The sequence below is a fragment of the Planktothrix sp. genome, assembly GCF_046067725.1.
Lineage (GTDB): Bacteria > Cyanobacteriota > Cyanobacteriia > Cyanobacteriales > Microcoleaceae > Planktothrix.
Map to the genome: position 1 here is coordinate 1 of NZ_JBJUDF010000371.1, position 12,783 is coordinate 12,783.

Below are 12,783 nucleotides of genomic sequence, written 5' to 3' on the forward strand. Positions count from 1 at the left end.
ACGATTTGTGAATTGATGGGATTTGAGGGAGAAATTGTCTGGGAAACTGATCAACCTAATGGTCAACCACGCCGTTGTTTGGATACAACCAGAGCTAAAGAAAAGTTCGGATTTGTGGCAGAAGTTGCCTTTAAAGAAGGGTTAAAAAATACCATTGATTGGTATCGTCAACACGCTGAATCATGATTTTTATAACCGAGAAAAGGCAGTAGAAAGGATACCTTTGCCTTAACTTCCTGGGTGATTGCTATTAATAACCCTAAAGGTGTGTTCAAATTCTATAACACACCTTTTTTAATTTCTTTGTAAGAATACAGGCATTCTTCAAACGTTTTCTATTACTTCATATAAAATTGAAATCGCTGTTGCATTTGTTCAATGGTGAGTTTTTGTGTCCAATATTCCACTAACGCATGACCAAAAGCCCAAGCATTTTTGTCAGGGGGATTAGGGTTTTCTAAAAGTAACGGCCAGAGAGCCAATAAATCAAAATTAAGTGCATCAGATTCTCCTGAATTTAATAATAAAAATAAGTCATAAGCCATTTGTAATTTACCAATCACAACCGGTAATTGTTCGACTGGAATTTGTTCTGCGAGTAATAAAGCTAAGGTGGTAGAACCTGTTGTTAAGGTGGAAATAAATCTTAAAATCGGACTTTTTAATAATGCTGTTAATCCTTGGGTTGTTGCCATTTGAAAGGTATAATGATCAATAACTTTAGCTGTTGCTAAAATCCGGGCTTCTCGATTTTTTAAAAAGCGAGCTAAACGCAGTTTTTTTGCGGGATCAATCGTTTCTAAAAGAGCAATGGATAACAGATCAATTCCCCAAGATGAACGTTGAGTTTGACGATCTTGGGTAACAATGGGTAACACGCGATCGCAATACTTTCCTAACTGTTCAATGCGATATTGTGTTGCGTCTCGAATGGCTTTTTCCTTGGGACGATTTCCCCATTGCCAATCATAAGGCGGTTGCCATTCTCGCATCGGACGTAAACGATCAACTTGGGTAATAATTGTAATAATAGGTAACTCTAATTCCTGTTGTTTAATTTCCTGCAAAAAATCGGCATCCATTTGTAACGCTGGATCAAGGGCTGGAGTCACTAATAATAATAAATCCGCATTGGTTGCTGCTTCTAAAACTTGTTCTCGTAACTCAGGATGATTCACCTGTTCATAACCTGGAGTATCCCATAAATTAAGGCTTTCTCCCGTTTCCATTTCCCACTGATAATTTTTAATTTTATCGGTACTCGGTAACACATCCACTCTCGCTTTATCCGCTTGAAATAAGCTATTAATTAAACTACTTTTTCCCGCCCCAGTCCGTCCAAATAAGAGTAAATTAACCGGCTTTTGTTGTAAGGTTTCAATCGGTTCAGTTTGGTTTAAAATTTCTCGAATTGTTTGGGTTTTAGCTTGCACAATAGAAGGATTATTAACCACAAATTCAGTTACAGGTAAACTATTTCCACTGTAAAGAATAATAGCTTGACGACATAAATTTCTTAAGGCGGCTTCTCGTAAAGATTGACCTAAATTAACTAACAATTGTTGTGTCGCTTGATTGGTCGATTTTTGAGTGGCAACTCGCGCTAAAGCAGCCGTTGGATTTAATAACCATTGTGCCCAATTCCACACTCTCCAAAGTTTACGCGCGGAGGGTTCTAATTTCTGATAAATTTGATAAGCTTCATATCCTTGTCCAACAGTAACTTGATTCAATACTGGAGATAATTTTTCCATCCATCGATCTAAATCATCCACAGTTCCTCGAATTAATTGATAAGCTTGGGGAATATAAATACTTAACAATGGATATTTAACTTCAGGATGATAAATATTAGCAATTGATGTCACCACCGCTTGACAGCGTTTCCCAAAAATTGCACTATCTTCCCAAATTGGCGGATCATTTTGGGCGAGGGTTAAAATCTCCTGTAAGGCGGTTTCGACTTGAATTGTGACTTGATTTCCAGTAGCATTTAATGGAGGTTGATTAACAGGGGATTCGAGTTCAAGATTGACTTCAGCAACGACGGTTTCCATCTGTTTAACTAAAGGTTGAGTCCATTTGACTAACAACCAACGCCAACCTAAAAATATCAGGGTAAATACCCCCCAAATCCAATTAATTTTCCAATTATGAATTGTAATTCCTGCCGATACTAACAGAAAAATTAGAATGATTGATATCGGTGCAATCAAAACCACCCATTGCCATTGTTTGAGTCGAATCATAGTCGCCTCTGTTTCAAAATTGATAGACTACTTTTCAAGCTTTATTATAGAATGAATATTTAAATGATCAAGAAAGTGGTATCTTAAATCAAAAAGATCCGCTAAAATATCAAGGTTGACGGAAATTGAGTCATCCCAATGAATAATTTACCCCCTGATTCCCAGGATAACGCTTTTTGGAATCGTATTAGCACCAATAGTTTAGTGCGGTTTTTATTATTTTTTGCCTCTGGATGGGCATTCATTGAACTTTTTAAATATTTTGAGAATATCCTTTTTACCTTTATATTAGCGGCAATTTTAGCTTTTCTCCTCAACTATCCAGTGCGCTATTTAGAGCGATATTTGGGTCGAGGATGGGCATTAGGAATCGTTATTTTTCTCAGTTTATTGCTAGTTGTTAGCACCGGATTAGCACTGGGAACTATGTTTTTCAATCAATTTCAACAGCTTGTTTCTCTGATTGTTGAAAATTTAACCTCAACGGATAATCCTTTTGATCGTTTACAAGAGTTTTTCACGAATAGAAAAATTAATATTAATTTAGCTCCTATAGAAACTGAATTTAATAAATCTTTGGGCTCGCTGATGAGTTTTGTTTTAGGTGCTTTTTCTTCCTTACCAAATGCGTTCATTTCATTTATTATCATTTTTGTTATTGCCTTCTTTATGTTGGTTGATGGCGAAAGGCTATGGTTTTTCCTCTTAAAATTAATTCCTTATAGCCATCGAAATCAGTTTTCATTAGCGCTTCAAAGAAGCTTTTTAGGCTTCTTTCGAGGTCAAATTTTACTCTCGTTTTTTTTGGGAACCGCTAGTTTTCTCGTCTTTAGTATCTTGAACATTCCTTTCGCCTTTTCCCTCGCAATTATTGTTAGCTTTTTTGATTTTATCCCAGGGATAGGAGCCACACTGGGAATTTTAACAATTAGTTTAATTGTTTTGATTCAAAGTGGCTGGTGGCTGACCGTACAACTTCTATTTTTTAGTGTGATTTTACAACAGATTCAAGATAACTTCATTGCGCCTAGAATTATGCAAAGTGCTGTTAATATTAATCCAGTCGTTTTGTTCTTTTCCCTCATGGTTGGTGGCAGAATTGCAGGAATTTTAGGGGTATTTATTTCAGTTCCCATTGCAGGGGTTATTGTGAATTTATTAGATATTGAAGCTATGCAATCTAAAGAAGGAAGTAAAGATTCTATGGAGACAAAAGCTTAACTAGGGATAGGTTCTTCCTTTCCAATTTCCTCCTTTTCCTTGCCAATATTGTAACGCTGAATCTAAGGTCATCAACAGATATAAACAGCCAATTAAGGGTAAAGTTAGCCCCCAAATTGGCGAAAGATGATAAAGTTTTAAGGTAGGATAATAGGAAATTTGCATCAATAACCCCGTTAATATGGCTAAAATCATGATGAATACATTTTGATGTAAAATTCCCCAAATTAAACTCAAAGGAAACATTAAATAAATCAAAATCATCCCCATTAATGTTAAACCTAATAAAATGATGGAAAAATTCAGTTGACTAAAAGCTGTTCTCGCCACCATATCCCAAATACTCGCTAAATTTGGATAAGGTCTTAAACTGTGGGTGGTTTCTGTTAACCCTAACCAAATCGGAGTATAAAATTTAGAAGTAAAAGGAAAGATGAAACACTTGATAGAAAACCCCGGAGTTATCGGTTTTCTTTCTTCTTCCTCCTGGGGGGTTAATTTCACTGCTTGTGCTAAGGAACAATCATCTATTAACGCTTGTTTTAAAATTTGTAAACCCCCAATTCGGGTTAAAGCATTCCGACGAATTAAAATACATCCTCCTGCTGCTGCGGCGAGTTGACTTTGAGGATGGTTAACCCAAGAAAAAGGATATAATTTTTGAAAGAAAAATACAAAGGCGGGAATTAATAGTTTTTCCCAGAAACTTTGACAACGTAATAATACCATTAAGGATACTAATTCTAGCTTTTCTGTCTCGGCTTTTTCGACTAATTGCTTTAAATTCTGAGAATAATGTTCAATATCAGCATCGGTAAATAAAATATAATCGGGAGGATTAATTAACTGTTGAGTCGATTTAACTCCCTGTTCCATCGCCCAAAGTTTCCCTGTCCAACCAGCAGGTAAGGGTTGAGAAGTAATGATTTTTAATGAGTCTATTTTATTTAAGGTTTTAGCCGTTTCTTGAGCAATATCTGCTGTTTTATCTTGGCTTTGATCATCGACTAAAATAATAGAGTATGACCCCGGATAGTTTTGATTGAGAAGTGATCGCAAGCTGGTTTCAATTAATGCAGCTTCATTCCTAGCTGGAACAATTACAGTAACATTAGGATAATTGCATAAAGGCTGTTGAACCTGTGGAAGCTTTTGATCTGCTTTCCAAAAATTTCCTCTAAATAATAATAAGATAATCCATATTATTAAAGAGAATAGCGTTAAAATTAAAATTAAATTTTCCATCTTCAACTGAAAAGACTAAAATAAAATCGGGAGAGCACCTAATAATATAACAGATATTGGCGATGTTGCTGATTTTTGCCTTCCTGAGACCTTGTTCTATTTTTAGGATTTTTGTCCAATTTTCTATCGCTGATCCGACTAAAAACAGCTATAATACCTAAAATCTATAACAACAGGATATCCTCACAAGGATTAACAGGAGTGAAACGGTTAATGATGGAAACCTTAAATCAAGTTTCTAGTACAAGTTTAGAAAATGCGATCGCAGCCAGTCAAAAATTTTTATTATCTCAACAATATCCTGATGGCTATTGGTGGGGAGAATTAGAATCTAATGTAACTATTATATCAGAAATTATTCTCTTACATAAAATTTGGGGAACCGATAAAACTCGTCCTTTATATAAAGCTGAAACCTATATTCGTTCTCAACAACGAGATCATGGCGGTTGGGAATTATTTTATGGAGATGGTGGGGAACTGAGTACCAGCGTTGAAGCTTATATGGCGTTAAAAATATTAGGGGTATCAGAAACCGATCCCGCTTTAATTAAAGCCAAAGAATTTATTTTAGACCGAGGAGGAATTACCCAAACTCGGATTTTTACCAAGCTACATTTAGCGTTAATTGGCTGTTATGACTGGCGAGGAATTCCATCGATTCCCCCTTGGATTATGTTGTTACCTGAAGGTTCCCCCTTTACCATTTATGAAATGTCCAGTTGGGCGAGAAGTAGTACGGTTCCTTTGCTGATTGTCTTTGATAAAAAGCCAGTTTTTAAGTTTGATCCAAGCTTAAATTTAGATGAGCTTTATGTCAAAGGACGACAAAATGCTAATTTTGATTTAGCAAAAAATAACGATTGGACGGATATTTTTGTCGGGTTAGATCAAGTTTTTAAATTGACCGAATTCTTGAATCTAGTTCCCTTGCGAGAACAAGGTTTAAAAGCCGCCGAAGAATGGATTTTAGAACGACAAGAAGTCACGGGGGATTGGGCTGGAATTATTCCCGCTATGTTAAATTCTTTATTAGCTTTAAAATGCTTAAATTATTCCGTCTCTGACCCGATTGTTCAACGGGGTTTAGAAGCGATTGATAACTTTGCCATAGAAACAGAAGAAACCTATCGGATGCAAGCTTGTGTCTCTCCGGTTTGGGATACGGCGTGGGTAATTCGAGCATTAATTGAGTCAGGAATTGACCCTAACCATTCTGCGATTGTCAACAGTTCAAAATGGTTAATTCGTCAACAAATTTTAGATTATGGAGATTGGAAGGTTAAAAATAAACAGGGACAACCTGGAGGATGGGCGTTTGAGTTTACCAATCGATTTTATCCTGATTTAGATGATTCTGCGGTTGTTGTTATGGCTTTAAATCAAGCAAAAATTCCTGATGAATCGTTGAAAGAAGCAACTATTATTCGAGCCATTAATTGGATGATGTTAATGCAATGTAAAGCCGGAGGTTGGGCAGCTTTTGATCTTGATAATGATCAAGATTGGATTAATGCGATTCCCTATGGAGATTTAAAAGCCATGATTGATCCAAATACCGCAGATGTTACGGCTAGAGTGATTGAAATGTTAGGAGAATTAGATCCCAATTCTGAGGAATTGCAATTTAAAATTAAATCCTTAAAACCTGCCATTGAACGGGCAATTTCCTATTTAAAACAGGAACAAGAAAGTGATGGAAGTTGGTTTGGACGTTGGGGAGTTAATTATATTTATGGAACCAGTGGGGTTTTATCTGCATTAGCGGTGATCCATCCTATTTATAAAGAGTGGGGTCATTCTTCTCTTAAACCGATGATCAGACGGGGTGCGAATTGGTTAGTGAGTTGTCAAAATTCCGATGGAGGTTGGGGAGAAACTTGTCAGAGTTATAATGATCCTCAATTGAAAGGAAAAGGTGTCAGTACCGCTTCTCAAACCGCTTGGGCATTAATCGGTTTAATGGCGGCTGGACAAACAATCGAAGAGTATGAAATGGAGGTCATTGAACAGGGAATTAACTATTTAATTTCAACCCAACTTGTGGATGGTCGCTGGGATGAATCAGAATTTACAGGAACAGGTTTTCCGGGTCATTTTTACATCAAATATCATTATTACCAACATTATTTCCCGTTGTTAGCGTTAGGTCGTTATCAGAAATTATAGTAGGGAATAGGGAACAGGGAGGAAAAAAGTTCTCGGCGTGCGATTTTAGTATCAGTTTATGCCCTATAAATTAGGGAGAAAGCTCAATAACAAACTAATTTGAAGGAAAAATGGATCATCAAGAAAAGGTTATTGTGGCATTGGGTGTCATTGCATCGATTACATCTTTAGTCATTGGAATGGCTAGAACGGCTACCCTATCGGAAAAAATTCAGGTAAAACCTGACTATGAACGATTGGCTAATTTATTAGCAGCAAAGCAATATTCTAAAGCAGAACTTCAAACTTATAGGATGATGTTATTAGCTTTAGGTAAAAATCCAAAGTATTCTGATCCTATTCAGTTAAATTCAAAGGATATTGCTCAACTTCCTTGTGAAGATTTAAGGAAAATGGAAAATATTTGGTATCGTTATACTCAAGGAAAGATTCATTTTAAAAATAAAAATATGAGTTGGCAAAACGATCAGCACAATTTAACTTATGCTATTAGTTATCGTTCTAATATTTGTAAGATTGAAGACAATAAAAATTCTAATCTTAAGAATTAACTAGAAACCGAGTTTTTGTCGTTAACTTAATTTCTGTTTAGTCATATGGCTTCCTTTATTTAGATAAATTAATTTCTTTAAACTGTTCTTTTGCTGTTTTAAATGCTTCTTTCATAACCATTTGAATTCTTTGAGAATCCGGTTTTTTTCCTCCCATTAAATCTCCAAAATAAACACAAGCACCTTCTCCCAATGCCCAAGTATAAGCAGCCGCCCAAGATGCCGCAATAACACTACCAAAACCTGGGATAAATTTAATTAATTCTCGACCGATCATTTGGGCAAAAAATCCTCCGGCGATCGCACTCACTAAACCTCCAGCTTGAGATGGATTTAACGTTTTTCCATAGAGATTTCCTAATAACCCAATTAAGGAAACTTGCAAAGCAGTTAATACAGGCATGGTAGCAAAGGGTAAAGGAACCGCCGCAACCGTTGCCGCCATAATACTAAAAGCTAAAATATACCGTCGCCCCACATCTCGATAAAGGTTTCCAAGTTGATGATTGACCTCTCGATTTAATAATTGATGAATGGTTCTCGCTTCCGCTTCAGGCAGCAAATCTGCTAAGGTATCCCGCAAAGATTCTAACCCATAAAATACAGGAGTATAGCCATCTTCTTCTAAGGTAAAATCAATTAAAACTGATTGATCATATAACTTTTTAAAAGCCAATTTTAATTCAGCAAAAGCTCGATTGATATCTTCAATATCCGGCGGATAATCAGGATGGTTATCGATTTGGGGAGGATAAAGTTCATGGAGACAGGTAACGGCTAATAAACAAGGAATATTAGGATATTTTTTCCGTAAAGCTTGGGCAATAGTTCTGAGGGTATCCGTTGCAAAATCGTTAATTTTAACCGTTAAAATTAAAACTCTAGCTTTTTGGGTTTCTTGCTGTAAATCCCCGATTAATTCTTGAATAAGAGTATCTGTATTTTGATTAATATCTCCTAAACCTACAGTATCTTTAAAAATCAATAACGGTAAATCATTCGAGGGATAAGCATAGCGTTCGGTGTGTTGAGTATGGGGACGAAATCCTTGACCGACAATTTCAGAGGAAACCCCGGTTAACCCTCGAACAATAGAGCTTTTTCCCGCTTGGGGTTTGCCAATTAATAATGCTTCTGTGGTGGGAAGTTCTGCCCGAACTGTTTCTAAAATTTCGGCAATTTGTGTTTCATTTACACTAAACCATTGCACAAAGGTTTTAGCAATTGATTGAGTCGGGAAAAGTCGTTTAAGATGTTGGGTTGTGCGATTCCAACTTTCTGCAATTCCCTGCACCCAAGAAGAGTTAACCGATGTTGGCGAATTGGAGGTTTCAGCTACCGAAGCAGAATTTTCAGAATCAGGGGTTTCAATCATAGCTCAAGTTTGATATTTAGATTTATTGTAGTTCAAAGTTAAAACTCGATAATTTAAGCTAATATAGCTAAATACAAAAACCCTTAGATGTTCCCAGCCATTAATCCCTGGTCAATAGTATGCTCATAGTAGCGTACTGGTTTGTCAGTCGTGTTAGTGTTGAGGTAGCACAATTTAACATACTCATGGTAACAAAGAATATTAGAGCCGTTACTTATGTTCCACCGGACTATCACAAAAAGCTGCGTCAGTACATGAAACGGCACAATTTAACGGAAAGTGCAGCCTTAGTCCAAATGATTAAACAGTTCTTTGATGGGGAACAACCTCAACTGAATTCTGAACTGCGAACAGAGGTCGAACAGATTGTACAAGACCAAGTTAAGTTACTTAAAGAAGATATTGATTTATTAAAAAGCCAAATTGCCTTAATGCAACAGTTATTAGATAAAACCTCCTCAGCCGAAACCACTCGTCGATCCTCGAATTCTGCTAATAGTAATCATCCTAGAAGTTTATTGAGGTTGACACCCAAAACGGAGGAAGAACTCACTCGTCGGTTAGGAGTTAATACAGGAAGTGTTTCAAAAGAATTCGCTAAAGGTGCAGAACATTTTAGTCATTGGAGTCAACAAAAAGATCCCAGTGGTATTGGTTGGCACAGACGCGGCGATGGTTTGTATTATCCCGTTTAAACTCCTCTGCTAAAATTGCCTGGCCTCAAGTTTCCTAGTGTGGGGGAGTTCATAGTTTTTTCTGATTAATAAACCCTCGTTATTGTTATAGAAAATTGTGATCAATTTGAGTGACAATTTTCTAAAAACAATACTAATTTTAAAACCGAAATAAATGCCTTCAAATTGCTTGAATTTAATCAGCCATTTCCACCCAAACGGTCACCGCCGCAACAGCAATTAACATTTCATCATTTTTATCTTGAAATTCTTCGATCGCCCGTCCTTGTACTACCATTCCCCCAGTTTCAACGGTAATTGTTTTCTGTCCAAAGGGTAAAACCGCTAATACTTCTTCGGTTCTCACTTGTTCAGGATAGGGGACAGCAATTTGCACCTCGACGATCATTTCATTGGGATGATTTAAACCCGCTACTTCCCAAATTCCAGGTAACGCATTATGGGCGATCGCATTTCTAACCGCCCTTGCAGCGGCAACCGTCGGTTCCTGTCCATGTTGATCAACTCCCATTCCCATTTCAATCACAAACCGTTTTTTTGCCATGATTTATACTTGTTATTGTTAATTTAATTTTATACCTAAACTCTCACTTTTTCCAATGCTATGAAAACACTTGATGACTAATAGCTTGATGGGTATATTCTGGACAGTCTGAATCAGAATAAGGTTCTAAACAGTCTACTTCCACTTTCATTTGATTCATTTCTGCTATTCCAAAAATAGTAGCAAAGGCAATATCCGCCGCATCTCGTCCGGTTCCAATTCTAATTAATCCATTGCGAGGAGCAAGGCGAGTGGCATCAAATAAGTACCAGCGATCGCCTAAATATGCTTCAAAATAAGCATGAAAATCTGGAGGTTGAAGTTTATAAGCATAACCCGATGCAAACCGAGCCGGAATATTTAAAGAACGACAAAAGGCAATTCCTAAATGGGCAAAATCTCGACAGACTCCAGCCCGTTCTGTGACCGTATCAAAGGCAGAGGTATGTTGATCACTGCTCCCCGATAAGTAAGTTATATTATCATAAATCCAATTACAAATTGCCGTTACTCTGGAATAATCGGGCAATAAATGACCGAATTCTGATTGAGTAAACCGCATTAGTCGGTCGGATTGACAATAGCGACTCGGATAAATATATTGTAACAATTCTAAGGGAAGTTTGGCAATGGGAACTTCATTAATCGTTGTGGGATTGGTTTCTTCATAAATTACATCAACAATGGCATGATAGGATAAGCTTAAATTCCCTAAAGGAACGTTAATCCGAATATAACGATTTTCTAAATTAGGATCAATATATTCTTCATGATTAAGATTCGGTTCTAAGTTCAAATGTTCTTCTAAAATGGTTTGATTGGCACTTTTAGCAACATTAACATTGAAAATAAATGTAGTATTGCTACTGACTTGATAGTTTAATTCACAACCGACTTTAAATTTCATAAATCCCAACCCTTAAACCCTTCGTTGTTGCGATTTTTAACCCAGAAACCGGGTTTCTTTCAGAAACCCGGTTTCTAATTATTCCTTCTTCACTAACTTTAATTGATAGCGATATAACGCCACTGGATGACCACTCGCTGCAAAAAAATTCGGATCTTGAGGAGATAAATAAACGGCTGTCACTTGATCTCCGATAATCGTTTTTACCTCATTGGGTGAATTTTTGTCGTCAAATTCTGCCTGGTAAGCCGTTGTGGTTTCCACTTCATTCAAATAAATTTGAGATGAACTTTCAAAGACTTGTTGACTAATTTCGGTGGCAATAAATTGATCTTGACTGGGAGTTTCAGAACTCCGACCTGTGACCGTTGAAATCAGTTCGATATTTCCGGGTAAAACTGTAATTAAACGATTCGGGTTTGTGGGATCTGCCTTAACGGATAAAATCCCATTTTCTCCTAACGTGGCTTTCCCCATATTAAACCCATTAAACGCGCGATCACCCACTATATTAGGATAGATTTTTTCATCTTCTTGTTCCTCTGAACCGGCTTGATTTAAAAATAAAGTTAAGGGAAAAATCTGTAGCTTTGGTAACGATTGAACTGTTTTAAATCTAACTTTAAACTCAACGGGTTGATTCAGACGTTCAGCATTTTTTTCAAAGCCGGGAGTGGTGATCTTGGGAGCCATCGGTGCGACTTTATCGACTAATGTACTGGTCACATCCCACTCTCCTTCCATCCACTGAGGATAATATAAATCTCCTTGCGCCTTTTGAATCATGGGTTTATGATTCCAGTCAGGAAATTTGGATAAACGCTCGGCTAACTGTCCGGCTTGAGCATCGGTTTCTCCGAACATTAAACCCACAATTAAACCCACAATTAAAATAATTTTTTTCATCTTTTTATAGTTATAAATAGGCAAAAAAGATTGACTAGAAATTGTAATATTTTACCGTAGGGGTTGGGTCTGCCAACCCTCTTTGCTTACATTTTGGGGATGAGGGCGAGAAGACCTCGCCTCTACATTTAAGGGGAGATTAACCTATAATATTTCAACAGGAATGGGTTCCCAAACTTCACCATATTTTTCTTTTAAGGTTTCCCATTGTTCCACTTGTCCGGGTTCATATTCTCCGGGTTTTCCCCATTGTAAAAACGCACTTAATACAACCTCTTGCTGTTCACTCAAAAAGCGAATGGCATAGGTCGTAAAATTTCCTCGTTTTGCTTCTGCTGTTTCAAATTTAACCTGTTTAATATGATCCATATTCAGATGAAATTCAAACCCCTCCGTGTGCATATTGGCATATTTTCCTTTGGGTAATTCTGCATAAAATAGTTTTTCAAGTTTTCCCCTCACTTCTAACACCGCCGCACTACTGGTAACAATTAACCGTAATGTTCCCAAATTTTCGCACGCTTCTAAAAATTCTTTGAGATTACTCATGGTCTAAAATCCAGTTATCAATCCTTTTTAATTCCAAATTTTACTATAATTCTGTAAGCTTTAGCTATTTTTTTTACCCAGATATTAACCCCCAGATTTAGTTGCTTTTCTCGTGTTTTTCGTAAGCAGCAACAATGCGTTGGACGAGGGAATGGCGCACCACATCAGCTTGGGAAAATTCACAAAAAGCAATACCCTCGACATTTTTTAAGATTTTTAATGCTGTTGTTAATCCCGATGTTTGATTGGGTAATAAATCCGTTTGGGTAATATCTCCCGTCACCACCATTCGAGACCGAAACCCTAAACGAGTTAACACCATTTTCATTTGAGCCGGAGTTGTATTTTGGGCTTCATCTAAAATAATAAAAG

Annotated in this window: 12 protein-coding genes and 1 pseudogene; 5 read left to right on the forward strand and 8 right to left on the reverse strand. The window is 36.9% G+C overall.

Annotation, left to right across the window (positions count from 1 at the left end):
• Positions 1 to 186, forward strand: a pseudogene (locus tag ACKPEB_RS22915) (GDP-L-fucose synthase); the annotation flags it as partial.
• A gap of 152 nt (positions 187 to 338) precedes the next feature.
• Here the strand turns inward: ACKPEB_RS22915 and ACKPEB_RS22920 are convergent.
• Complete coding sequence (locus ACKPEB_RS22920) at positions 339 to 2,249, reverse strand: GTPase family protein (RefSeq protein ID WP_408967347.1); 1,911 nt, start codon at positions 2,247 to 2,249, stop codon at positions 339 to 341.
• 138 nt (positions 2,250 to 2,387) lie between these two features.
• Here ACKPEB_RS22920 and ACKPEB_RS22925 point away from each other — a divergent pair, with 138 nt between their 5' ends.
• The gene (locus tag ACKPEB_RS22925; protein WP_408967348.1) at positions 2,388 to 3,470 is read left to right on the forward strand and encodes an AI-2E family transporter; all 1,083 of its coding nucleotides are present in this window, start codon (positions 2,388 to 2,390) and stop codon (positions 3,468 to 3,470) included.
• Here ACKPEB_RS22925 and ACKPEB_RS22930 read toward each other — a convergent pair whose 3' ends face one another.
• Positions 3,471 to 4,715 (reverse strand): glycosyltransferase, encoded by a 1,245-nt coding sequence (locus tag ACKPEB_RS22930; RefSeq protein ID WP_408967349.1) that lies wholly within the window; start codon positions 4,713 to 4,715, stop codon positions 3,471 to 3,473.
• Positions 4,716 to 4,928: 213 nt separating this feature from the next.
• On the opposite strand from ACKPEB_RS22930, the gene shc reads away from it, so the two are divergent.
• Together shc and ACKPEB_RS22940 are read left to right on the forward strand one after the other, a co-directional pair.
• Positions 4,929 to 6,884 (forward strand): squalene--hopene cyclase, encoded by a 1,956-nt coding sequence (gene shc / locus ACKPEB_RS22935; RefSeq protein ID WP_408967350.1) that lies wholly within the window; start codon positions 4,929 to 4,931, stop codon positions 6,882 to 6,884.
• Positions 6,885 to 6,994: 110 nt separating this feature from the next.
• Positions 6,995 to 7,435 carry a GUN4 domain-containing protein gene (locus ACKPEB_RS22940; protein WP_408967351.1) on the forward strand — a complete coding sequence of 147 codons (441 nt, stop codon included), beginning with the start codon at positions 6,995 to 6,997 and terminating at the stop codon, positions 7,433 to 7,435.
• Between the two features lie 55 nt (positions 7,436 to 7,490).
• Here ACKPEB_RS22940 and ACKPEB_RS22945 read toward each other — a convergent pair whose 3' ends face one another.
• On the reverse strand, positions 7,491 to 8,810 hold the full coding sequence (locus ACKPEB_RS22945) for a YcjF family protein (RefSeq protein ID WP_408967352.1): 1,320 nt from the start codon (positions 8,808 to 8,810) through the stop codon (positions 7,491 to 7,493).
• Between the two features lie 185 nt (positions 8,811 to 8,995).
• Here ACKPEB_RS22945 and ACKPEB_RS22950 point away from each other — a divergent pair, with 185 nt between their 5' ends.
• A complete protein-coding gene (locus ACKPEB_RS22950) occupies positions 8,996 to 9,505 on the forward strand; it encodes a hypothetical protein (RefSeq protein ID WP_408967353.1) in 510 nt (169 codons plus the stop codon).
• Between the two features lie 175 nt (positions 9,506 to 9,680).
• On the opposite strand, the gene ACKPEB_RS22955 is transcribed toward ACKPEB_RS22950, so the two are convergent.
• The 5 genes from ACKPEB_RS22955 to ACKPEB_RS22975 form a co-directional block, all read right to left on the reverse strand.
• Entirely contained in the window at positions 9,681 to 10,049 is a 369-nt protein-coding gene (locus tag ACKPEB_RS22955) for a Lin0512 family protein (protein ID WP_408967354.1), read from the reverse strand.
• Positions 10,050 to 10,107: 58 nt separating this feature from the next.
• Positions 10,108 to 10,956 carry a transglutaminase-like domain-containing protein gene (locus tag ACKPEB_RS22960; protein WP_408967355.1) on the reverse strand — a complete coding sequence of 283 codons (849 nt, stop codon included), beginning with the start codon at positions 10,954 to 10,956 and terminating at the stop codon, positions 10,108 to 10,110.
• 78 nt (positions 10,957 to 11,034) lie between these two features.
• A complete protein-coding gene (locus tag ACKPEB_RS22965) occupies positions 11,035 to 11,862 on the reverse strand; it encodes a DUF6816 family protein (protein WP_408967356.1) in 828 nt (275 codons plus the stop codon).
• 144 nt (positions 11,863 to 12,006) lie between these two features.
• Positions 12,007 to 12,411 carry a ChuX/HutX family heme-like substrate-binding protein gene (locus ACKPEB_RS22970; RefSeq protein WP_408967357.1) on the reverse strand — a complete coding sequence of 135 codons (405 nt, stop codon included), beginning with the start codon at positions 12,409 to 12,411 and terminating at the stop codon, positions 12,007 to 12,009.
• A gap of 97 nt (positions 12,412 to 12,508) precedes the next feature.
• A partial coding sequence (locus tag ACKPEB_RS22975; RefSeq protein WP_408967358.1) for a PhoH family protein occupies positions 12,509 to 12,783 on the reverse strand: 275 nt, incomplete at its 5' end.

Bases quoted from the DNA above. Each gene is read 5' to 3' on its own strand.
- ACKPEB_RS22970 (WP_408967357.1), bottom strand. From the start codon at position 12,411: ATGAGTAATCTCAAAGAATTTTTAGAAGCGTGCGAAAATTTGGGAACA.
- ACKPEB_RS22925 (WP_408967348.1), top strand. From the start codon at position 2,388: ATGAATAATTTACCCCCTGATTCCCAGGATAACGCTTTTTGGAATCGT.
- ACKPEB_RS22920 (WP_408967347.1), bottom strand. From the start codon at position 2,249: ATGATTCGACTCAAACAATGGCAATGGGTGGTTTTGATTGCACCGATA.
- ACKPEB_RS22950 (WP_408967353.1), top strand. From the start codon at position 8,996: ATGGTAACAAAGAATATTAGAGCCGTTACTTATGTTCCACCGGACTAT.
- ACKPEB_RS22960 (WP_408967355.1), bottom strand. From the start codon at position 10,956: ATGAAATTTAAAGTCGGTTGTGAATTAAACTATCAAGTCAGTAGCAAT.
- ACKPEB_RS22930 (WP_408967349.1), bottom strand. From the start codon at position 4,715: ATGGAAAATTTAATTTTAATTTTAACGCTATTCTCTTTAATAATATGG.
- ACKPEB_RS22955 (WP_408967354.1), bottom strand. From the start codon at position 10,049: ATGGCAAAAAAACGGTTTGTGATTGAAATGGGAATGGGAGTTGATCAA.
- ACKPEB_RS22965 (WP_408967356.1), bottom strand. From the start codon at position 11,862: ATGAAAAAAATTATTTTAATTGTGGGTTTAATTGTGGGTTTAATGTTC.
- ACKPEB_RS22945 (WP_408967352.1), bottom strand. From the start codon at position 8,810: ATGATTGAAACCCCTGATTCTGAAAATTCTGCTTCGGTAGCTGAAACC.
- ACKPEB_RS22940 (WP_408967351.1), top strand. From the start codon at position 6,995: ATGGATCATCAAGAAAAGGTTATTGTGGCATTGGGTGTCATTGCATCG.
- shc (WP_408967350.1), top strand. From the start codon at position 4,929: ATGATGGAAACCTTAAATCAAGTTTCTAGTACAAGTTTAGAAAATGCG.